The sequence below is a fragment of the Pseudorhodoferax sp. Leaf267 genome (genome assembly GCF_001422405.1).
Classification (GTDB): domain Bacteria; phylum Pseudomonadota; class Gammaproteobacteria; order Burkholderiales; family Burkholderiaceae_C; genus Pseudorhodoferax.
This window is the reverse complement of sequence record NZ_LMMV01000025.1, coordinates 146,040-166,253: the sequence shown is the minus strand read 5'-3', so window position 1 is coordinate 166,253 and position 20,214 is coordinate 146,040. Positions and strand designations below refer to the sequence as shown.

The 20,214-nt window shown below is 65.5% G+C and carries 27 protein-coding genes, 1 tRNA gene and 1 pseudogene; 3 read left to right on the top strand and 26 right to left on the bottom strand.

Translation table 11 applies throughout. The features are described from left to right. Positions 1 to 53 precede the first annotated feature (53 nt). The 26 genes and pseudogenes from ASF43_RS25965 to ASF43_RS25850 form a co-directional block, all read right to left on the bottom strand. Positions 54 to 130: transfer RNA gene (locus ASF43_RS25965), tRNA-Met, on the bottom strand. Positions 131 to 154: 24 nt separating this feature from the next. Then, the gene (gene rplQ / locus ASF43_RS25960; RefSeq protein ID WP_056187907.1) at positions 155 to 553 is read right to left on the bottom strand and encodes a 50S ribosomal protein L17; all 399 of its coding nucleotides are present in this window, start codon (positions 551 to 553) and stop codon (positions 155 to 157) included. 85 nt (positions 554 to 638) lie between these two features. Then, positions 639 to 1,628, bottom strand: a complete 990-nt coding sequence (gene rpoA, locus ASF43_RS25955; protein ID WP_056187904.1) for a DNA-directed RNA polymerase subunit alpha — start codon at positions 1,626 to 1,628, stop codon at positions 639 to 641. A gap of 105 nt (positions 1,629 to 1,733) precedes the next feature. After that, a complete protein-coding gene (rpsD, locus tag ASF43_RS25950; RefSeq protein WP_056187901.1) occupies positions 1,734 to 2,357 on the bottom strand; it encodes a 30S ribosomal protein S4 in 624 nt (207 codons plus the stop codon). 93 nt (positions 2,358 to 2,450) lie between these two features. Beyond that, entirely contained in the window at positions 2,451 to 2,855 is a 405-nt protein-coding gene (gene rpsK / locus ASF43_RS25945) for a 30S ribosomal protein S11 (protein ID WP_056187900.1), read from the bottom strand. A gap of 18 nt (positions 2,856 to 2,873) precedes the next feature. Then, positions 2,874 to 3,239, bottom strand: a complete 366-nt coding sequence (gene rpsM / locus ASF43_RS25940) for a 30S ribosomal protein S13 (protein WP_056187897.1) — start codon at positions 3,237 to 3,239, stop codon at positions 2,874 to 2,876. A 22-nt stretch (positions 3,240 to 3,261) separates the two neighbouring features. After that, on the bottom strand, positions 3,262 to 3,375 hold the full coding sequence (gene rpmJ / locus ASF43_RS30185) for a 50S ribosomal protein L36 (RefSeq protein ID WP_082498177.1): 114 nt from the start codon (positions 3,373 to 3,375) through the stop codon (positions 3,262 to 3,264). 60 nt (positions 3,376 to 3,435) lie between these two features. Then, a complete protein-coding gene (secY, locus tag ASF43_RS25935; protein WP_056187894.1) occupies positions 3,436 to 4,746 on the bottom strand; it encodes a preprotein translocase subunit SecY in 1,311 nt (436 codons plus the stop codon). Positions 4,747 to 4,773: 27 nt separating this feature from the next. Continuing rightward, positions 4,774 to 5,205: a 50S ribosomal protein L15 gene (gene rplO, locus ASF43_RS25930; protein ID WP_056188571.1), complete on the bottom strand. Its 432-nt coding sequence runs from the start codon at positions 5,203 to 5,205 to the stop codon at positions 4,774 to 4,776. A gap of 10 nt (positions 5,206 to 5,215) precedes the next feature. Next, the gene (gene rpmD / locus ASF43_RS25925) at positions 5,216 to 5,398 is read right to left on the bottom strand and encodes a 50S ribosomal protein L30 (protein WP_056187892.1); all 183 of its coding nucleotides are present in this window, start codon (positions 5,396 to 5,398) and stop codon (positions 5,216 to 5,218) included. A 13-nt stretch (positions 5,399 to 5,411) separates the two neighbouring features. Beyond that, positions 5,412 to 5,936 (bottom strand): 30S ribosomal protein S5, encoded by a 525-nt coding sequence (gene rpsE / locus ASF43_RS25920; RefSeq protein ID WP_056187888.1) that lies wholly within the window; start codon positions 5,934 to 5,936, stop codon positions 5,412 to 5,414. A 17-nt stretch (positions 5,937 to 5,953) separates the two neighbouring features. Then, positions 5,954 to 6,319: a 50S ribosomal protein L18 gene (gene rplR, locus ASF43_RS25915; protein ID WP_056187885.1), complete on the bottom strand. Its 366-nt coding sequence runs from the start codon at positions 6,317 to 6,319 to the stop codon at positions 5,954 to 5,956. Between the two features lie 11 nt (positions 6,320 to 6,330). After that, positions 6,331 to 6,864: a 50S ribosomal protein L6 gene (gene rplF / locus ASF43_RS25910; RefSeq protein ID WP_056187883.1), complete on the bottom strand. Its 534-nt coding sequence runs from the start codon at positions 6,862 to 6,864 to the stop codon at positions 6,331 to 6,333. A gap of 25 nt (positions 6,865 to 6,889) precedes the next feature. After that, the gene (gene rpsH / locus ASF43_RS25905; protein WP_056187881.1) at positions 6,890 to 7,285 is read right to left on the bottom strand and encodes a 30S ribosomal protein S8; all 396 of its coding nucleotides are present in this window, start codon (positions 7,283 to 7,285) and stop codon (positions 6,890 to 6,892) included. A gap of 18 nt (positions 7,286 to 7,303) precedes the next feature. Beyond that, positions 7,304 to 7,609 (bottom strand): 30S ribosomal protein S14, encoded by a 306-nt coding sequence (rpsN, locus tag ASF43_RS25900; RefSeq protein ID WP_056187878.1) that lies wholly within the window; start codon positions 7,607 to 7,609, stop codon positions 7,304 to 7,306. A gap of 8 nt (positions 7,610 to 7,617) precedes the next feature. Next, the gene (gene rplE / locus ASF43_RS25895) at positions 7,618 to 8,157 is read right to left on the bottom strand and encodes a 50S ribosomal protein L5 (protein ID WP_056188569.1); all 540 of its coding nucleotides are present in this window, start codon (positions 8,155 to 8,157) and stop codon (positions 7,618 to 7,620) included. 2 nt (positions 8,158 to 8,159) lie between these two features. Further along, positions 8,160 to 8,483 carry a 50S ribosomal protein L24 gene (gene rplX / locus ASF43_RS25890; RefSeq protein WP_056187875.1) on the bottom strand — a complete coding sequence of 108 codons (324 nt, stop codon included), beginning with the start codon at positions 8,481 to 8,483 and terminating at the stop codon, positions 8,160 to 8,162. A 9-nt stretch (positions 8,484 to 8,492) separates the two neighbouring features. Continuing rightward, on the bottom strand, positions 8,493 to 8,861 hold the full coding sequence (gene rplN, locus ASF43_RS25885) for a 50S ribosomal protein L14 (protein ID WP_056187872.1): 369 nt from the start codon (positions 8,859 to 8,861) through the stop codon (positions 8,493 to 8,495). A 186-nt stretch (positions 8,862 to 9,047) separates the two neighbouring features. Continuing rightward, entirely contained in the window at positions 9,048 to 9,404 is a 357-nt protein-coding gene (locus tag ASF43_RS32340) for a glycerol-3-phosphate dehydrogenase C-terminal domain-containing protein (RefSeq protein ID WP_369803349.1), read from the bottom strand. A gap of 117 nt (positions 9,405 to 9,521) precedes the next feature. Beyond that, a pseudogene (locus tag ASF43_RS25880) lies at positions 9,522 to 10,628 on the bottom strand (FAD-dependent oxidoreductase); the annotation flags it as partial. 103 nt (positions 10,629 to 10,731) lie between these two features. After that, entirely contained in the window at positions 10,732 to 12,462 is a 1,731-nt protein-coding gene (locus tag ASF43_RS25875) for an ABC transporter substrate-binding protein (protein WP_056187867.1), read from the bottom strand. Between the two features lie 76 nt (positions 12,463 to 12,538). Then, positions 12,539 to 12,847: a DUF2160 domain-containing protein gene (locus ASF43_RS25870; protein WP_056187864.1), complete on the bottom strand. Its 309-nt coding sequence runs from the start codon at positions 12,845 to 12,847 to the stop codon at positions 12,539 to 12,541. 2 nt (positions 12,848 to 12,849) lie between these two features. After that, positions 12,850 to 13,662, bottom strand: coding sequence for a carbohydrate ABC transporter permease (locus tag ASF43_RS25865; protein ID WP_056187862.1), 813 nt, complete (start codon positions 13,660 to 13,662; stop codon positions 12,850 to 12,852). After that, a complete protein-coding gene (locus ASF43_RS25860) occupies positions 13,655 to 14,542 on the bottom strand; it encodes a carbohydrate ABC transporter permease (protein ID WP_056187858.1) in 888 nt (295 codons plus the stop codon). Before ASF43_RS25860 ends, ASF43_RS25865 begins: the two co-directional genes overlap by 8 nt. Further along, the gene (locus ASF43_RS25855) at positions 14,539 to 15,618 is read right to left on the bottom strand and encodes an ABC transporter ATP-binding protein (protein WP_056187855.1); all 1,080 of its coding nucleotides are present in this window, start codon (positions 15,616 to 15,618) and stop codon (positions 14,539 to 14,541) included. Before ASF43_RS25855 ends, ASF43_RS25860 begins: the two co-directional genes overlap by 4 nt. Further along, positions 15,618 to 16,694 (bottom strand): ABC transporter ATP-binding protein, encoded by a 1,077-nt coding sequence (locus ASF43_RS25850; RefSeq protein WP_056187852.1) that lies wholly within the window; start codon positions 16,692 to 16,694, stop codon positions 15,618 to 15,620. The genes ASF43_RS25855 and ASF43_RS25850 overlap by 1 nt, the downstream gene beginning before the upstream one ends. Before the next feature lie 166 nt (positions 16,695 to 16,860). On the opposite strand from ASF43_RS25850, the gene ASF43_RS25845 reads away from it, so the two are divergent. The 3 genes from ASF43_RS25845 (at position 16,861) to ASF43_RS25835 (ending at position 20,164) form a co-directional block, all read left to right on the top strand. Beyond that, the gene (locus ASF43_RS25845) at positions 16,861 to 17,625 is read left to right on the top strand and encodes a DeoR/GlpR family DNA-binding transcription regulator (protein ID WP_056187850.1); all 765 of its coding nucleotides are present in this window, start codon (positions 16,861 to 16,863) and stop codon (positions 17,623 to 17,625) included. Positions 17,626 to 17,638: 13 nt separating this feature from the next. Then, positions 17,639 to 19,132, top strand: coding sequence for a glycerol kinase GlpK (gene glpK / locus ASF43_RS25840; RefSeq protein WP_056187847.1), 1,494 nt, complete (start codon positions 17,639 to 17,641; stop codon positions 19,130 to 19,132). 141 nt (positions 19,133 to 19,273) lie between these two features. Further along, positions 19,274 to 20,164, top strand: coding sequence for an FxDxF family PEP-CTERM protein (locus ASF43_RS25835; protein WP_156373525.1), 891 nt, complete (start codon positions 19,274 to 19,276; stop codon positions 20,162 to 20,164). The last annotated feature ends 50 nt before the right edge of the window (positions 20,165 to 20,214 follow it).

The window sequence follows — 20,214 nt, the reverse complement described above, 5'->3', positions numbered from 1 at the left end:
ACGAAGCCCGCATTAAGCGGGCTTCGTAAGTGACTGTGACCAATCACTTTATTTGGTTGCGCGAGCAAGATTTGAACTTGCGACCTTTGGGTTATGAGCCCAACGAGCTACCAGGCTGCTCCATCGCGCGACAAGACAGTTAGTATAGCAGCTTTTAAGCCTTGGATTCGTCAGCTGCTTCGGTTTCTACAACTTCTGGCCGATCCACCAGCTCGACCAGTGCCATAGGGGCGTTGTCGCCCACACGGAAGCCCATCTTCAAGATCCGGGTGTAGCCGCCCGGACGCGCCTTGAAGCGCGGGCCCAGGTCGTTGAACAGCTTGGTGACGCTGTCGCGGCTGCGCAGACGGTCGAAGGCCAGGCGGCGGTTTGCGACCGTGGCTTCCTTGGCCAGCGTGATCATGGGCTCGACGACCCGGCGCAGTTCCTTGGCCTTAGGGACCGTGGTCTTGATGACTTCGTGCTCGATGAGCGAATTCATCATGTTGCGCAGCATCGCCAGGCGGTGCGAGCTGGTGCGGTTGAGTTTGCGGAGTCCGTGTCCGTGACGCATGGTGCTTTTCCTTTAGCTTATTAAAAGGATGGCCGTATCAGGTACCACCCGTGCACATTCCCGCCGCAGCGGGTTCTTCAAAATGTCAGCGCTTGTCCAGACCTGCGGGCGGCCAGCTTTCCAGCTTCATGCCCAGGGTCAGCCCACGCGAAGCCAGCACTTCCTTGATTTCGTTCAAGGATTTGCGGCCGAGGTTCGGCGTCTTCAACAACTCGTTCTCGGTGCGCTGAATCAGGTCGCCGATGTAGTAGATGTTCTCGGCCTTCAGGCAGTTGGCCGAGCGCACCGTCAGTTCGAGTTCGTCGACAGGACGCAGCAGGATGGGATCGAACTGCGCATTGCCGCGCGGTGCGGGTGCGTCGAACGCTGCCAGCTCGCTGCCTTCCAGCTGTGCGAACACGGCCAGCTGTTCGACCAGGATCTTGGCCGATGCACGCACGGCATCTTCTGCAGTGATCGCACCGTTGGTCTCGATCTCGACAACCAGCTTGTCCAGGTCGGTGCGCTGTTCGACGCGGGCGCTTTCGACCGTGTAGCTCACGCGCTTGACAGGCGAGAACGAGGCGTCCAGCACGATGCGGCCGATCGACTTGGTCTGCTCGTCGCCATGGCGGCGCATGCTGCCCGGCACATAGCCGCGGCCCTTTTCGACCTTGATCTGCATGTCCAGCTTGCCGCCTTGCGACAGCGTAGCGATGACATGCTCAGGGTTGATGATCTCGACGTCGTGCGGCGTCTGGATGTCGGCCGCCGTGACCACGCCTTCGCCGTCCTTGCGCAGGCTCAGCGTGACCTCGTCACGGTTATGCAGCTTGAACACCACGCCCTTGAGGTTCAACAGGATGTTGACCACATCCTCTTGCACACCGTCGATGGACGAGTACTCGTGCAGCACGCCGGCGATCGTGACTTCGGTTGCCGAATAGCCCACCATCGACGACAGCAGGACCCGGCGCAGCGCGTTGCCCAGCGTGTGACCATAGCCGCGCTCGAACGGCTCCAGAGCGACCTTGGCCCGGTTCAGGCCCAGTTGCTCGACATTGATGGCTTTGGGTTTCAGCAAATTCGTTTGCATGCAGCTTCCTCTCAATACCCCCAGCTCGTTACACCGGTAAGGCTGGTGAAGTGCCTGGGCCGCAGTGCCCTGATGGCCCAGGAATGAAATCAGTCGATATTCGACTTAGCGCGAGTACAACTCGACGATCAACGATTCGTTGATGTCGGCGCCGAACTCGTCGCGGTCAGGAACCTTCTTGAAGGTACCTTCAGCCTTGTCCAGGCTGACTTCCACCCACGCCGGGATGCCGACCTGCTGGGCCAACTGCAGCGCTTCGACGATGCGGTTCTGCTTCTTGGACTTGTCGCGCACAGCCACGACGTCGCCGGTCTTGACCATGTACGACGGGATGTTGACGCTCTGGCCGTTGACCGTGATCGCCTTGTGCGACACCAGTTGGCGTGCTTCGGCGCGGGTCGAGCCGAAGCCCATGCGGTAGACGACGTTGTCCAGGCGCGATTCCAGCAGGAACAGCAGGTTGGCGCCGGTGTTGCCACGGCGACGGTCGGCTTCCTCGAAGTAGCGGCGGAACTGCTTTTCCAGCACGCCGTACATGCGCTTGACCTTCTGCTTTTCACGCAGTTGCAGGCCGAAGTCGGAGGTGCGCGAACCAGAGGTGCGGCCGTGCTGACCCGGCTTGGAGTCGAACTTCGCCTTGTCGCTGATCGAGCGGCGGGCGCTCTTCAGGAACAGGTCGGTGCCTTCGCGGCGGGAAAGTTTGGCCTTGGGGCCGAGGTAGCGTGCCACTTGGTGTCCTTTATCTCTGCTGCCATGGCATGCGCCATGGGAGCCGCCGGTCAGTGGCCGGCGGCGGTGGGCTTAGTTGTGAAAACGAAAAACTCAGATGCGGCGGCGCTTTTGCGGGCGGCAGCCGTTGTGCGGAACCGGCGTCACGTCGGAGATCGACGTGATGCGGATGCCCAGGGCGCCCAGGGCGCGCACGGACGATTCGCGGCCAGGCCCGGGGCCCTTGATCTCGACGTCCAGGTTCTTGATGCCTTGTTCGATCGCGGCACGGCCAGCGACTTCGGAGGCCACCTGGGCAGCAAACGGCGTCGACTTGCGCGAGCCCTTGAAGCCTTGACCACCCGACGAGGCCCAGGACAGAGCGTTGCCCTGGCGGTCCGTGATCGTGATGATCGTGTTGTTGAACGACGCGTGCACGTGCGCAACACCGTCGGAGACGTTCTTGCGGACCTTCTTGCGCACGCGTTGCGCGGCGTTGTTCGACGGTTGCTTAGCCATGGTGTTCTCTCAATCTCTTTACTTCTTCAGGGCCTGGGCGGCCTTGCGCGGACCCTTGCGGGTACGGGCGTTGGTGCGCGTACGCTGGCCACGCATGGGCAGGCCACGGCGATGGCGGAAACCGCGGTAGCAGCCGATGTCCATCAAACGCTTGATGTTCATCGTGGTTTCGCGGCGCAGATCGCCTTCGATCGTGAACTGGGCGATCTGGTCGCGCAGCTTCTCCAGGTCGCCGTCGGTCAGGTCCTTGACCTTCTTCGAGTAAGCGATGCCAGTGGCTTCGCAGATCTGGCGCGCACGCGTGCGGCCGATTCCGAAGATAGCGGTCAGGCCGATCTCAGCGTGCTGATGCGGCGGAATGTTGATACCAGCAATACGTGCCATAACGTCCTCTTGTAACTCTCGCTTAGCCTTGGCGCTGCTTGTGACGCGGATCGGTGCAGATCACACGAACCACACCCTTGCGGCGGATGACTTTGCAGTTGCGGCAAATTGCCTTGACCGAAGCCGAAACTCTCATAACTCTCTCCTAAAACTGTTTAACCGTTTCAACCCACGCCATGTGGGTGACATGTCAATCTCAACCGCCCTTGAAGTTGGCCTTCTTGAGCAAGGACTCGTACTGCTGCGACATCATGTAGTTCTGTACCTGGGCCATGAAGTCCATGGTCACCACCACGATGATCAGCAAGGACGTGCCACCGAAATAGAACGGCACGTTGTACTTGAGAATCAGAAATTCCGGCAGCAGGCAGACGAAGGTGATGTAGATCGCGCCCGCCAAGGTCAGCCGCAACAGGATCTTGTCGATGTAGCGTGCGGTCTGCTCACCCGGGCGGATGCCTGGAATGAACGCGCCGCTCTTCTTCAGGTTGTCCGCTGTCTCACGGCTGTTGAACACCAACGCTGTGTAGAAGAAACAGAAGAAGATGATCGCCGCAGCGTAGAACATCACATAGATCGGCTGGCCGGGGCTCAGCATGCCTGCGATGTCCTTGAGCCAGCGCATGGAGTCGCCGGAACTGACCCAGCTCACCACCGTTGCCGGCAGCAGGATGATAGACGACGCGAAGATCGGCGGGATCACGCCAGCCATGTTCAGCTTGAGCGGCAGGTGCGAGGACTGGCCCCCGTATACCTTGTTGCCCACCTGACGGCGTGCGTAGTTCACCAGGATCTTGCGCTGCCCGCGCTCCACGAACACCACGAAGTAGGTCACCAGGGCAACCACGATCACGATCAGCAGGGCCACGATGATGCTCATCGCACCGGTGCGCACCAACTCCAGCAGACCACCGATGGAGCCGGGCAGGCCCGCGGCGATGCCGGCGAAGATCAGGATCGAGATGCCGTTGCCCAGACCACGCTCGGTGATCTGCTCACCCAGCCACATCAGGAACATGGTGCCCGCCGTCAGGCTCACCACCGCCGTCATGCGGAAGCCGAAGCCCGGAGAAATCACCAGGCCTGCCGAGCTCTCGAGTGCGATCGCGATCGACAGCGACTGGAACAGCGCCAGGCCCAGCGTCCCGTAGCGCGTGTACTGCGTGATCTTGCGACGACCTGCCTCGCCTTCCTTCTTCATCTGCTCGAAGGTCGGCACGACGTAGGTCATCAACTGCATGATGATCGACGCCGAGATGTACGGCATGATGCCCAACGCGAACACGGTGAAGCGCGACAAAGCGCCACCCGAGAACATGTTGAACAGGCTCAGGATGCCGCCCTGCTGGCCGCTGAACAACTGCTGCAGCTGCTCGGGGTTGATGCCGGGCACGGGGATATGGGCCCCGGCACGGTAGACCACGAGCGCGAGCAACAGAAAGACCAGCCGGCGACGCAGGTCGCCGAACTTGCCGGTCTTTGCAATATTGGCTGCGTTAGTGGCCACCGGGCAGATCCTTGTTCACGACCGCGTTCAGGCCAGGCTGCCGCCGGCTGCTTCGATCGCAGCCTTGGCACCTGAGGTGGCGCCGATGCCCGTCAGCTTGACGGCACGTGCCAGCTTGCCCGTGTTGATGACCTTGACGACCTTGGCCAGCTGGCCAACCAGGCCGGCTTGCTTCAGCGTCAGGATGTCCACTTCGGCCGCGTCCAGCAGCTCGAGCGACGTCAGCGTGACCTCGGCGTTGAACTGCAGCAGGTGCGACTTGAAGCCACGCTTGGGCAGGCGACGCTGCATGGGCATTTGACCGCCCTCGAAGCCCACCTTGTGGTAGCCACCGGCGCGCGACTTCTGACCCTTGTGACCACGGCCTGCGGTCTTGCCCAGGCCGGAGCCGATGCCACGGCCGACACGGCGCTTGGCGTGCTTGGCGCCTGCGGCCGGCTGGATGCCATTGAGTTCCATCATCGACCTCTCAGAGAACCTTGACCAGGTAGCTGATCTTGTTGATCATGCCGCGCACTTCGGCCGTGTCCTGCAGTTCACGCACGCCGTTGAGCTTGCGCAGACCGAGACCACGCACGGTGGCGCGGTGCGATTCCTTGGTGCCAATGGGGCTGCGCACCAGTTGCACCTTGACGGTTTGTTGGGTAGTCATATCAGTCCCTTGCTCAGCCGAGGATCTCTTCGACCGTCTTGCCGCGCTTGGCGGCAATTTCTGCCGGCGTGGTGGAGTTGCGCAGCGCATCCAGCGTTGCACGCACCATGTTGTACGGGTTGGACGAGCCGTGGCTCTTGGCCACGACGTCGGTCACGCCCAGGACTTCGAACACCGCGCGCATCGGGCCGCCGGCAATGATGCCAGTACCCTTGGGCGCCGGCGCCATCATGACGTTGGCCGCGCCGTGGTGACCGTACACCTTGTGGAACACGGTGCCGTTCTTCAGCGTGACCTTGACCATGTTGCGACGGGCTTCTTCCATCGCCTTTTGCACGGCTGCCGGCACTTCCTTGGACTTGCCCTTGCCCATGCCGACGCGGCCATCGCCGTCGCCGACCACGGTCAACGCGGCGAAACCGAGGATACGGCCACCCTTGACCACCTTGGTCACGCGGTTGACCGCGATCATCTTCTCGCGCAGGCCGTCCTCAGGCCCTTCAGCCTTGCCCTGCATCTTCCCTTGCATTCTTGCCATGATGGTGTCCGATCTCGTTAGAACTGCAAGCCGGCTTCACGGGCTGCATCGGCCAGAGCCTTGACGCGGCCGTGGTAGGCGAAACCGGAGCGGTCGAAGGCAACCTTCTCGACGCCGGCAGCCTTGGCCTTCTCGGCGATCAGCTTGCCGATGGCCTGGGCCGCGGCGGCATTGCCACCCTTGCCCGAGCCGCCGAGTTCCTTGCGCACGCCGGCTTCGGCCGTCGATGCGCTGGCCAGCACCGTGGCGCCGTCGCCGGAGATCACGGTGGCGTAGATGTGCAGGTTCGTGCGGTTCACGGTCAGACGCGCGACGCCTTGCGTGGCGATCCGGATGCGGGTCTGCCGCGCACGGCGCAAACGTTGTTCTTTCTTGGTCAACATGATGCTGCCCCTTACTTCTTCTTCGTTTCTTTGATCGTGATCTTCTCGTCCGCATAGCGGATGCCCTTGCCCTTGTAGGGTTCTGGCGGACGGATGGCACGAATCTCCGCGGCGATCTGGCCGACGCGTTGACGGTCAGCGCCCTTGATCACGATTTCCGTGGGTGCGGGCGTGGCGACCGAGATGCCCGCGGGCATGTCGACGTTGACGGGGTGGGAGTAACCCACGGCCAGGTTCAGCTTGGCGCCCTGGGCCTGGGCCTTGTAGCCCACGCCGACCAGGGTCAGCTTCTTCTCGAAGCCCTTGCTGACACCGACGACCATGTTGTTCACCAGCTGGCGCATGGTGCCGCTCATGGCATTGGCTTCGCGCGACTCATCGACGGGAACGAAGGTCAGCTTGCCGCCTTCGCTCTTGACCGTGACCAATTGGTTTTGGGTCAACGACAGGGCACCACCGGCACCCTTGACGCTGATCTGGTCGTCCTTGACGACCACATCCACACCCGAAGGGATGGACACCGGCATTTTTCCTACTCGAGACATTTGCTCTTACTCCTGGCTGCCGGGCTTAGGCGACGTAGCACAAGACTTCGCCACCCACACCGGATGCGCGCGCCTTGCGGTCGGTCATGACGCCCTTGGGCGTGGTCACGATCGCCACACCCAGGCCGTTCAGGACCTGGGGCAGTGCGTCGTGGCCCTTGTAGACGCGCAGGCCGGGGCGGCTGACGCGTTCGATGCGTTCGATCACGGGACGGCCGGCGTAGTACTTCAGCGCAATCTCGAGTTCGGTCTTGCCACCTTCGGTCTTCACGCGGAAGCCGTCGATGTAGCCCTCGTCCTTCAACACCTGGGCGATGGCGATCTTCACTTTGGAAGAAGGCAGCGACACCGTGGTCTTGGACACCATCTGCGCGTTGCGGATGCGGGTCAGCAGGTCGGCAATGGGATCACTCATGCTCATATCGAATCTCCTGCCTGCTTACCAGCTGGCCTTGGTCACGCCGGGGATGTCCCCAGCGAAAGCCAATTCACGGATCTTGGCGCGGGCCAGACCGAACTGGCGGAACGTGCCACGCGGACGGCCGGTCATTTCGCAACGGTTGCGCTGACGCGTGGGGTTCGCATTGCGCGGCAGCTTTTGCAGGGCCAAGCGAGCCACAGCGCGCTCTTCGTCGGACTTCTTGGCATCGTTGGAGATGGCCTTCAGTTCGGCGTGTTTCGTCGCGTACTTAGCAACCAGACGGTCCCGCTTCAGTTCGCGTTGGATCAAAGCTTGTTTAGCCACGGATGACCTCAGTTCTTGAACGGGAAACGGAAACCGGCGAGCAGTGCCTTGCACTCTTCGTCCGACTTGGCCGTCGTGGTGATGCTGATGTTGAGACCGCGCAAGGCGTCGACCTTGTCGTACTCGATCTCAGGGAAGATGATCTGTTCTTTGACGCCGATGTTGTAGTTGCCACGGCCATCGAAGGCGCGGCCGCTGATCCCGCGGAAGTCACGCACGCGGGGCAGTGCCACGGTGACAAAACGGTCCAGAAACTCGTACATCTTCACACCGCGCAGGGTCACCATGCAGCCGATGGCCTGGCCTTCGCGGATCTTGAAGCCGGCGATGGCTTTCTTGGCCTTGGTCACGACAGGCTTCTGGCCGGCGATCTTGGTCAGGTCGCCAACGGCGTTGTCCATGATCTTCTTGTCGGCCACGGCCTCGCTGACACCCATGTTCAGCGTGATCTTGGTCAGGCGGGGCACTTGCATCGGCGACTTGTAGCCGAACTTCGTGACCAACTCGGGTGCGATCTTGTCGCGGTAGATTTCTTGCAGACGTGCCATGCTCATGCCACCTTGATGTCTTGGCCGCTGGACTTGTAGATGCGCGAACGCGTCTTGCCGTCTTCGGACAACTTGATGCCCACGCGGTCGGCCTTGCCGGTCGCGGCATTGAAGATCGCCACGTTGGACTGGTGGATGGGCATGCCCTTTTCCACGATGCCGCCAGTGGTGCCCTTGAGCGGGTTCGGCTTGACATGCTTCTTGACGAGGTTGACACCCTCGACCAACAGATGCGAGTCATCCTTGCGAGCCAGCACCTTGCCGCGCTTGCCCTTGTCGCGCCCGGTCAGCACGATCACTTCATCGCCTGTGCGAATCTTGTTCATGGCGTCCCCTTACAGAACTTCAGGAGCCAGGGACACGATCTTCATGAACTTCTCGGTGCGCAGCTCGCGCGTCACCGGTCCAAAGATACGGGTGCCGATAGGCTCCAGCTTTGCATTGAGCAACACAGCCGCGTTGCCATCGAATTTGACGAGCGAACCATCACCGCGGCGGATGCCCTTGGCGGTGCGCACCACGACGGCGCTGTAGATTTCGCCCTTCTTGACGCGGCCTCGCGGCGCGGCTTCCTTGACGCTCACCTTGATGATGTCGCCCACGCTGGCATAACGCCGCTTGGAACCACCGAGCACCTTGATGCACAGGACGGATTTCGCGCCCGTGTTGTCGGCCACGTCCAGCCGGGATTCAGTTTGGATCATTTCTTTAATTTCCCAACTTGTACCGGGAAGACCCGCCGTACCGGCGCGTGCCCGGCACTTGCAAATCAACCTGATCAGTCTTGGGCCCGTCGTCCGCGCCCCGAACCACTCGGGACGCTTCGCGTTTGGGCAAGAACTACGCTTTTAAGGCGAAGCCCGCGATTATGTGCAACTCGAAATCGCCTGTCAAGCGCCTTGACGCGATCGTTGCACCATTTCCTTGGGATCCAGCAGATAGGACGCAGCCAGGGCCAGGAATTCATCGAGCTGCGGCGTGCAACCCTCTTCTTCCAGGATGGCGGCCACGGCGGGTGCCAGGTCGGCGGCCTGCCTGGCGTCCAGGAAGAGCAGGCGCACCCGCCGCGCCAGCACATCCTCCACCGTGCGGGCGTATTCGTGGCGCGCGGCAAAGCGCACCATGGCTTCGGTCAGGCCGGCGCCGAGCGTGCGGCCGGCGCCTTCCAGCGCCGCGACGGCCGGCCAGTCGCTGCCGTAGCCCTGTGCGCCCTGGGCCGCGCTCATGGCCGGGCGGTTCTGCGGCAAAACGTCGTCGGCGCCGACCAGGCGCAGGCGCTGCGTGCGGCAGGGCGCGCGCCCGGGCAGCAGCTTTTCGTCGTAGCAGCGCTCCAGCACGTCCTCGGCCATGGCGCGGTAGGTCGTCCATTTGCCGCCGGTCACGGTGACCAGGCCACTGCGGCTGACCAGGATGGTGTGTTCGCGGCTCAGCTTCTTGGTGGCGCCGGCCTCCTCGTCGGCCGGCTTGACCAGCGGGCGCAGGCCGACCCAGCAACTCAGCACGTCGCTGCGCTGCGGCGCCCGGGCCAGGTAGCGGGCCGATTCGCGCAGGATGAAGTCCAGCTCTTCGGCAAACGGCCGAGGCTCGCGCGGAATGTCCTGCCGCGGCGTGTCCGTCGTGCCCAGGATCAGCTTGCCCAGCCAGGGCACGGCGAACAGGACGCGGCCGTCGGCCGTCTTGGGCACCAGCAGGGCGTGGTCGCTGGGCAGGAACGACCGGTCCACGACCACGTGCACGCCCTGGCTGGGCGCCACCATGGGCTTGACCGGCCGGTCCAGCGCGGCGGCGTCCTGCTGGCGCAGGCCGTCGACCCACACGCCGGTGGCATTGACCACGCAGCGCGCCTGGATGGTGTAGGGCGTGCCGGTCTCGCGGTCCTCGACCGACAGGCCGGCGATGCGGCCGTTCTCGTGCGCCAGACCCGTGGCGGCGCAGTAATTGACCAACAGCGCGCCCTGGGCCGCCGCCGTGCGCGCCAGGGCCAGTGCCAGCCGGGCGTCGTCGAACTGGCCGTCCCAGTACAACACGCCGCCCTTCAAGCCGTCTGCACGCACATTCGGCAATGCCGCCAGTGTTGCGCTGCGCGACAGCAGCTTGGTCGCACCCAAACCGGCCGAGCCGGCCAGCAGGTCGTAGGCCTTGAGCCCGGCGCCGTAAAAAGGCCCTTCCCAGAACGCATAGAACGGCATCACGAAGGCCAGCGGCTGGGCCAGGTGCGGCGCGTTGTACAGCAAGGTCGTGCGCTCGTGCAGCGCCTCGCGCACCAGGCCCACGTTGCCCTGGGCCAAATAGCGCACCCCGCCGTGCACCAATTTGGTGGCACGCGAGGAGGTGCCCTTGGCGAAGTCGTGCGATTCCACCAGCACGACCTTCAGACCGCGCGAAGCCGCGTCCAGCGCCACGCCCAGGCCGGTGGCGCCGCCGCCGATCACGGCCAGGTCGTAGACCTGCGGCGCGGCCAGCGCGGCCATGAGTTCGGCGCGGCGCGTGGCCAGCAGGGAGGGCGTTGGGGAGGCGGATGTCATGGAAGGCCTGGCAAGGCGCGGCGCCGCAGCGCCGCGCAAAAGCACCGGATTATCGAACCTTGCCGTCCTTCCAGGCCTTGAGCAGCGTGTCGTAGGCAATCGTCTCGCCCTTGGGCTTCTCGTTGGCCAGCTTGGCCCAGGGCGCGCCCTTGTCGGACAGCCACTTCTTCGGGTCCTCCTTCTTGTTGAGCTTGGGCGCGCACTTGGCCATGCCGGCGCGCTCCAGCCGCGCCATGACCTGGTCCATCTCCTCGGCCAGGTTGTCCATGGCCTGCTGCGGTGTCTTCTCGCCGGTGACGGCCACGGCCACGTTCTTCCACCACAGCTGGGCCAGCTTGGGGTAGTCGGGCACGTTGGTGCCGGTCGGCGTCCAGGCCACGCGCGCCGGACTGCGGTAGAACTCGACCAGCCCGCCCAGCTTGGGGGCCATGTCGGTCATGGCCTGGCTGCGGATGTCAGACTCGCGAATCGGCGTCAAACCGACGATGGTCTTCTTGAGCGACGTGGTCTTGGCCGTGACGAACTGCGCGTAGAGCCAGGCGGCGGCCGTCTTGTTGGCGTCATGCCCGTTGAAGAAGCTCCACGAGCCCACGTCCTGGTAGCCGTTCTGCATGCCCTGCTTCCAGTACGGGCCGTTCGGGCCGGGCGCCATGCGCCACTTGGGCGTGCCGTCGGCGTTCACCACCGGCAGGCCGGGCTTGACCATGTCGGCCGTGAAAGCCGTGTACCAGAAGATCTGCTGCGCGATCTGCCCCTGGGCCGGCACCGGGCCGCTCTCACCGAAGGTCATGCCCGTGGCTTCCTTGGGCGCGTACTTCTTCATCCAGTCCACGTACTTGGTCAGCGCGTAGACAGCGGCCGGCGAGTTCGTGGCGCCGCCGCGCGAAACGGAGGCTCCCAGCGGCGTGCAGCCATCGGCGCTGGCGCGGATGCCCCACTCGTCCACCGGCTTGCCGTTCGGGATGCCGATGTCGGCCGTGCCGGCCATGGACAGCCAGGCGTCCGTGAAGCGCCAGCCCAGCGAGGGGTCCTTCTTGCCGTAGTCCATGTGGCCGTAGATCGGCTTGCCGTCGATGGTCTTCACGTCTTCGCTGAAGAAGGCGGCGATGTCCTCGTAGGCGCTCCAGTTCAGCGGCACGCCCAGGTCGTAGCCGTACTTGGCCTTGAACTTGTCCTTCAAGTCCTGGCGCGCGAACAGGTCGGCGCGGAACCAGTACAGGTTGGCGAACTGCTGGTCGGGCAACTGGTAGAGCTTGCCGTCCGGTGCGGTCGTGAAGCTGGTGCCGATGAAGTCCTTGATGTCCAGCCCCGGATTCGTCCACTCCTTGCCCGCGCCGGCCATGTAGTCCGTCAGGTTCATCATCTTGCCGTAGCGGTAGTGCGTGCCGATCAGGTCCGAATCGCTGACCCAGCCGTCGTAGATGCTCTTGCCCGACTGCATGGACGTCTGCAGCTTCTCGACCACGTCGCCTTCCTGGATCAGGTCGTGCTTGACCTTGATGCCGGTGATCTCCTCGAAGGCCTTGGCCAGCGTCTTGCTCTCGTACTCGTGCGTGGTGATGGTCTCGGAGACGACCGATATCTCCTTGACCCCCTTGGCCTGCAGCTTCTTGGCGGCGTCGATGAACCACTTCATCTCGGCCATCTGCTGCTCCTTGCTCAGCGTGGACGGCTGGAACTCGGCGTCGATCCACTTCTTGGCCTCGGCCTCGCCGGCCACGGCATGGCCCATCACCGCGCAGGCGGCGGCGACGGCCAGGACGGAATATCGCAATTGCATGACTTGTCTCCTCATAGAACCCCCTGGCTCACACAACGCTCGGCTACCGGGGGCAGCAAGCCGAATCTTCGAACCCTCAACCCTTGCGCATCACGATCGCCAGCAACAGCATGGACGCGATGAAACTGATCCAGATCGACGGGTCGGCCTCCAGGCCGAACCACTCGGCGAACCTGCCCGAGAGGCCCACGAAAGCCAGGTTCACGTAAGCCGCCGACAGCAGGCCGATGAACAGCCGGTCGCCGCGCGTGGTCGCGATCGGCAGGAAGCCGCGCCGCAGCGTGGTCGGCGACTTGATCTCCCACAGCGTCATGCCCACCAGCATCGCCACGATGCAGCAGAAGAACACCGCGACGGGCAAGGTCCAGGCCATCCACTCGAACATGCTCAGACCCTCCCCATCGCGAAACCCTTGGCGATGTAGTTGCGCACGAACCAGATCACGATCGCGCCCGGCACGATGGTCAGCACCCCCGCGGCAGCCAGCGTCGCCCAGTCCATGCCCGAGGCGCTGACCGTGCGCGTCATGGTCGCCACGATGGGCTTGGCGTTCACACTGGTCAGCGTGCGCGCGAGCAGCAGCTCGACCCAGCTGAACATGAAGCAGAAGAACGCCGCCACGCCCACGCCGGCCTTGATCAGCGGCAGGAAGATGGTCAGGAAAAAGCGCGGGAAGGTGTAGCCGTCGATGTAGGCCGTCTCGTCGATCTCGCGCGGGATGCCGCTCATGAAGCCTTCCAGGATCCACACCGCCAGCGGCACGTTGAACAGCAGATGCGCCAGTGCCACCGCCAGGTGTGTGTCCATGAGCCCGACGGTTGTGTAGAGCTGGAAGAACGGCAGCAGGAACACGGCCGGCGGCGTCATGCGGTTGGTCAGCAGCCAGAAGAACACGTGCTTGTCGCCCAGGAAGCTGTAGCGGCTGAACGCATAGGCGGCCGGCAGCGCGACCACGAGCGAGATCACGGTGTTGATGCCGACGTAGATCAGGCTGTTGATGTAGCCGCCGTACCAGGACGGGTCGGTGAGGATGGTGCGGTAGTTGGCCCAGGTGAACTCGCGCGGCACCAGCGAGAAGCTGGACAGGATCTCCGCGTTTGTCTTGAACGACATGTTGACCATCCAGTAGATGGGCACCAGCGCGAAGATGAGATACGCCCACAGAAAGAGCGTGCGCTTCTGGAATTTCGCCTCAGGCATGGTCGCCCTCCTTTTCCTCGGTGCCCACGCGCTGCATCCAGTTGTAGAGGATGAAGCACAGCAGCAGGATGATGAGGAAGTAGATCAGCGAGAAGGCCGCGGCCGGCCCCAGGTCGAACTGGCCCACCGCCTTCTGCGTGAGGTACTGGGAGAGAAAGGTCGTCGCGTTGCCCGGCCCGCCGCCCGTCAGCACAAAGGGCTCGGTGTAGATCATGAAGCTGTCCATGAAGCGCAGCAGCACCGCGATCATCAGCACGCCGCGCATCTTGGGGAGCTGGATGTAGCGGAACACCGCGAACTTGCTGGCACCGTCGATGCGCGCGGCCTGGTAGTAGGCGTCAGGGATGGAGCGCAGCCCCGCGTAGCCCAGCAGCGCGACCAGCGGCGTCCAGTGCCACACGTCCATCAGCAGCACGGTGAGCCAGGCATGTGTGGCGTTGCCGGTGTAGCTGTACTCGATGCCCAGGCCTTGCAGCGCCGCACCCATGAGGCCGATGTCAGCCCGCCCGAAGATCTGCCAGATGGTGCCGACCACGTTCCACGGGATCAGCAGCGAGAGCGACACGATGACCAGCACGGCCGATGCCTTCCAGCCTGTGGCCGGCATGGACAGCGCGAGCAGCACGCCCAGCGGCAACTCCACCAGCAGCACGGCCAGCGAGAACGCGAGCTGGCGCAGCAGCGCGCCATGCAGCTCCTCGTCGCGCATCACGGCGGCGAACCACTCGGTGCCGACGAACACGCGGCGCTCGGGGGAGATGATGTCCTGCACCGAGTAGTTCACCACCGTCATCAGCGGCACGATGGCGGAGAACGCGACGCAGACCAGCACCGGCAGCACGAGCAGCCAGGCCTTCTGGTTCACGGGCTTGATGGTCATGCTGCGGCCTCCACGAGTTCCTCGTCGCGGTAGAAGCAGGTGTGCGTGCCCAGCACCTGCAACCAGACGCGATCGCCCACCTGCGGCAGCGCGGCATCGGGGCCCAGCCTGGCCTTCACGGTCTGCCCGGCCGCGCTGGCCGTCAGCATCACATGCGTGCCCAGGTCCTGCAGCTTGTCGGCCGTGAACGGCAGCGCACCAGCGGCCTCGGCCGGGGCGAGGCGCAGGTACTCGGGCCGCACGCCTAGCTTGAGCGCGCCGCTGGGCAGGCCGGGCGGCAGTGGCAATGCACGGCCGGCGATCTGCAGGGCACCGCCCACCGCCTCGGCCGGCAGGAAGTTCATGCCCGGCGAGCCGATGAAGTTGCCCACGAAGGTGTGGCGCGGCCGCTCGAACAGTGCCGCGGCCGAGCCGGTCTGCACGGCGCGCCCGCGCGTCATGACCACCACCTGCTCGGCAAACGTCAGCGCTTCGACCTGGTCGTGCGTGACGTAGATCAGCGTGAGGTGAAGCTCGCGGTGGATCTGCTTGAGCTTGCGCCGCAGTTGCCACTTGAGGTGCGGGTCGATCACGGTCAGCGGCTCGTCGAACAGCACGGCCGAGACGTCGGGCCGCACCAGGCCGCGGCCCAGCGAGATCTTCTGCTTGGCGTCGGCCGACAGGTTGGCCGCGCGTTGGTTGAGCTGGCCGCTCATCTCCAGCATCTCGGCGATCTGGCCCACGCGCTGGTCGATCTGCGCCTGCGGCACGTTGCGGTTGCGCAGCGGAAAGGCCAGGTTCTCGGCCACCGTCATCGTGTCGTAGACCACCGGGAACTGGAACACCTGGGCGATGTTGCGCTGCTGCGGCGTGGCGCGCGTCATGTCGCGCCCGTCGAACAGCACCGTGCCGTGCGAAGGCTGCAGCAGGCCCGAGATGATGTTGAGCATGGTCGTCTTGCCGCAGCCCGAGGGGCCGAGCAAGGCATAAGCGCCGCCGTCCTCGAACACCATCTGCAAGGGCAGCAGCGCGTAGTCGCTGTCCTGCTGCGGGTTGGCGCGGTAGGCATGCGCCAAGTCGAGTGCGATGCGGGCCATCAGAGCATGCCCTCGCGCCGTGCCGGGGCGCGCAGCAGGGCGCCCTGGGCATCGAACAGGTAGGCCTGGGCCGGGCTCAGGTGCAGCGTCAGCACCGTGCCGAGCTCGAAGGCATGCACGCCGGTCAGTTGCGCGACCAGCTCGCCCACGGGGGTTTCCACGTGCACGAAGGTGTCGGAGCCCGAAATCTCGGCCAGCTCGACGCGGCCCGGCAGCGCCGCATCGCCGGGCTGCGCCTGCAGCCGCAGCGCGTTGGCGCGCACGCCCACCGTCAGCGCGCCGGGCGGCACGGCCGCGCCGTCCAGCGCCAGCACGGGGCCGCCCTGCAGCTGCACGCCGCCGGCCGTGGCGGCGCCCGCGACCAGGTTCATCGGCGGGTCGCTGAAGGCACGTGCCACGCGCAGCGACTGCGGCCGGTGGAAGACCTCGGCCGTCGGCCCGTACTGCAGCAGCTCGCCCGCATCGAGCACGGCCGTGTAGCCGCCCAGCAGAAGCGCCTCGCCGGGCTCGGTGGTGGCGTAAATCACGGTGGAATCGCCGGCCGCGAACAGCGCGCCCAGTTCGTCGCGCAGCTCCTCGCGCAGCTTGTAGTCCAGGTTCACGAGCGGCTCGTCCAGCAGCATGAGCGGCGCGGCCTTGGCCAGCGCGCGGGCCAGCGCCACGCGCTGCTGCTGGCCGCCCGACAGCTCGGCCGGGTAGCGGTCCAGGAACATCTCGATGTGCAGCTTGCCGGCCAGCGCCTGCACGCGCGCCGCGACGTCGGTCTCACGGCGCAGCTTGAGCGGCGAGGCGATGTTGTCGCGCACCGTCATCGACGGGTAGTTGATGAACTGCTGGTAGACCATGGCCACGTTGCGCTCGCGCACGGGCTGGCCCGTCACGTCCACCCCGTCGACGCGCACCGTGCCGTGGCTGGGCACGTCCAGGCCCGCCATGATGCGCATCAGGCTGGTCTTGCCGGCCTGCGTGGCGCCCAGCAGCACCGTCACCGCGCCAGGCTGCGGCGCCAGGCTCATGGCATGCAGCCAGGTCTCGGGCCCGACCCTTTTGCTGATCTGCTCCAGCGACAACTGCATGCGGCGCGTCTCCTGTGCCAAGCGTGAAAAAGTTCCGCCTGACGTTTTCGGTTTTGAGAATTATTGTTCGCCGATGGCGCGATTCGCTCGGTGCAAACCCTTGCGTGCTTTCCTTTTCGTTCGTTTTAAAGTGCCCGCTGCCCATGTCCGCCCGCCCCCTCCTCCCATGAGCCCCAATCCGCGCCAGATGCTGCTGCTGCAGGCTGTGCAGGCCCAGGGCTCGGTCATGCTGGACGCGCTGGCCACCACGCTGGACGTGACCCTGCAGACCGTGCGCCGCGACGTGCAGCGCCTGGCCGACGAAGGCCTGCTCACGCGCTTCCATGGCGGCGTGCGCGTACCCAGCTCCACCATCGAGAACATCGCGCACCAGCAGCGCACCACGCTCAACGCCGAGGGCAAAGCCCGCATCGCGCAGGCCGTGGCGCACGAGGTGCCCAACGACTGCTCGCTGATCCTCAACATCGGCACCACCACCGAGGCCATCGCCCAGGCCCTGCTGCGCCACAGCGGCCTGCGCGTGATCACCAACAACCTGAACGTGGCGTTGATCCTCTCGGCCAACCCGCAGTGCGAGGTGATCGTGGCCGGCGGCGTGCTGCGCGGGCGCGACCGCGGCGTGGTGGGCGAGGCGGCGATCGACTTCATCCGCCAGTTCAAGGTGGACATCGCGCTGGTCGGCATCTCGGGCATCGAGGCCGACGGCACGCTGCGCGACTACGACTACCGCGAGGTCAAGGTGTCGCAGGCCATCATGGCCCATGCGCGCGAGGTGTGGCTAGCGGCCGACCACAGCAAGTTCAACCGGCCGGCGATGGTGGAGGTGGCGACGCTGGCACGCATCGACCGGCTGTTCACCGATGCGCCGGTGCCCGAACCCTTTCCAACGCTTTTGGACAAAGCCCAGGTACGCTGCCACGTCGCCGCCTGAAAGAGACATTGCCATGACCTACCTGCTCGCCCTGGACCAGGGCACCTCCAGCTCGCGCAGCATCGTGTTCGACGCCCAGGGCCGGATCAAGGCGCTGGCGCAGCAGGAGCTGCCGCAGATCTACCCGCAGCCCGGCTGGGTCGAGCACGACCCCCTGGCCATCTGGCGCAGCCAGCTCGCCACGGCCCAGCAGGCGTTGCGCGAGGCCGGCATCTCGGCGCGCGAGGTGCATGCGCTGGGCATCACCAACCAGCGCGAGACCACGGTGCTGTGGAACCGCCGCACCGGCCAGCCCGTGCACCACGCCATCGTCTGGCAGGACCGGCGTGCCGAGCCCGCCTGCAGCGCGCTGCGCGAGCAAGGCCTGGACGAGCTGTTCCAGCGCAAGACCGGCCTGCGCATCGACGCCTACTTCTCGGCCACCAAGCTGCAGTGGCTGCTGGAGCATGTGCCTGGCGCGCGCGCGCAGGCCGAGCGCGGCGAGCTGGCCTTCGGCACCGTGGACAGCTGGCTGGTCTGGCAGCTCACCGGCGGCCAGGTGCATGTGACCGACGTGAGCAACGCCGCGCGCACCATGCTGTTCAACGTGCGCGAGAACCAGTGGGACGCGGAGCTGCTCGCGCTGCTGAACATTCCCGCCAGCCTGCTGCCCACGGTCCAGCCCTCGGCATCGGTCTTCGGCCAGGTCGATGCCGCGCTGCTGGGCCACGCCATCCCGATTGCAGGCATCGCCGGCGACCAGCAGGCCGCGCTGTTCGGCCAAGCCTGCTTCACGCCCGGCCTGGCCAAGAACACCTATGGCACGGGCTGCTTCATGCTGATGCACACGGGCGCCAACTTCCAGACCTCGCAGAACGGCCTCATTACCACCAGCGCGGCCCAGACCTCGGCCACGCCCGAATACGCGCTAGAAGGCGGCGTGTTCGTCGGCGGCGCCGTCGTGCAGTGGCTGCGCGATGGCCTGCAGGCCATCAAGAGCAGCGGCGAGGTGCAGGCCCTGGCCCAGAGCGTGCCCGACGCCGGCGGCGTGACGGTGGTGCCCGCCTTCACCGGCCTGGGCGCGCCTTACTGGAAGCCCGATGCGCGCGGCACCATCACCGGCCTGTCGCGCGGCAGCACGCTGGCCCACATCGCGCGCGCCGCGCTGGAAAGCATCGCCTACCAGAGCGCCGCGCTGCTGACCGCCATGAGCCGCGACGCCGTGGCCGCCGGCGCGCCGCCCGTGGCCGAGCTGCGCGTGGACGGCGGCGCTTGCGTGAACGACCTGCTGATGCAGTTCCAGGCCGATCTGCTGGGCATCCCCGTGCTGCGCCCGGCCGTGACTGAGACCACGGCGCTCGGCGCGGCCTACCTGGCCGGGCTGGCAACGGGCGTGTTCAGCGACCGGGCCGAGCTCTCGCGGCTGTGGCGCGTGGAGCGGCGCTTCCTGCCGACCATGTCGCGCGAGCAGGCGGGCGAGCGGATGGCGGCGTGGGAGCATGCCGTGCGGCAGGCGACGGCGGCGTAGCACGCGGGCGCCAGCCGGCGCTGAACATCCCGCGAACGCGGTATATGCCGTTCCATCCTGGCCGGCCGATGATGCGGCGCGGTCCAGCGGTCGGAGCCATCTCGTTCCCGGTCGGCCAAGGCCGAACTGGGAGATTGCGACTTGAAACTCTACCCCGCCATCGCTTTGTCCATGGCTTTGGGCAGCCTGGGCACCAGCACCTGGGCGGCACCCGTCGACCTGTCCTCGGGCAGCGCCGGGTTTTTCAGCACGCCCGTGGCCGGCGGCTTCTCCGACCTCTACACCTTCACCCTGGCCACGGCGCAGACCGTGAACGTGCTGTTGAGTTCGGTCATGGGCGGTGGCCAGGATGTGGACTTCACGAGCGTGGTGCTCGCGGGGTCCGGTGGCACCACATTCAACGCGGTCGCACTCACCAGCGACCCATTCGAAAGCTGGGTCATCGCCAACGCTTCGCTGGGCGCCGGCAGCTACACGCTGGCCGCGAATGGCACCAACAGCGCGGCGCGGGGGGGCTACGCCGGCACCATCGCGTTGTCGGGCAGCAGTGCACCACCGCCGGGCGTTGGCGGCGGGCCCCTGGATCTGTCCTCTGGCAGCACCGGCTTCGCGCACACGCTCGGCGCGGGCGGGTTCTCGGACGGCTACACGTTCACCTTGTCGTCGAGCCGCGCCGTCAACGTGATGTTCAGTGCCGTGGCGGGCGGCAGCCAGGACCTGGACTTGACCGACATCCGCATCACGGGGCCATCGGGCACCTTCACCGCAGAAAACCTCACGGCCGACCCGTTCGAGAACTGGACGCTGCGCACCCCCCTGCTGGCGCCGGGGAACTACACGCTCACCGCAGCCGGCACCAACGGCGGCGCTGCCGGGACTTATGTCGGCAGCCTCGCGGTGTCGGACACGGGGCCCACGGAGCCCAACCCGGTTCCCGAACCCGCCAGCGCGGCGCTGGTGTTGGCAGGGCTAGGGGCCGCGCTGGCCACGATGCGACGCCGCAAGCCCGGGGTCGGCAGCCCCCTCCTGTAGCCTGCGGGCGGCCACCGCCATGCCGCCCCAGGCATGGCTGGCCGCGTCGC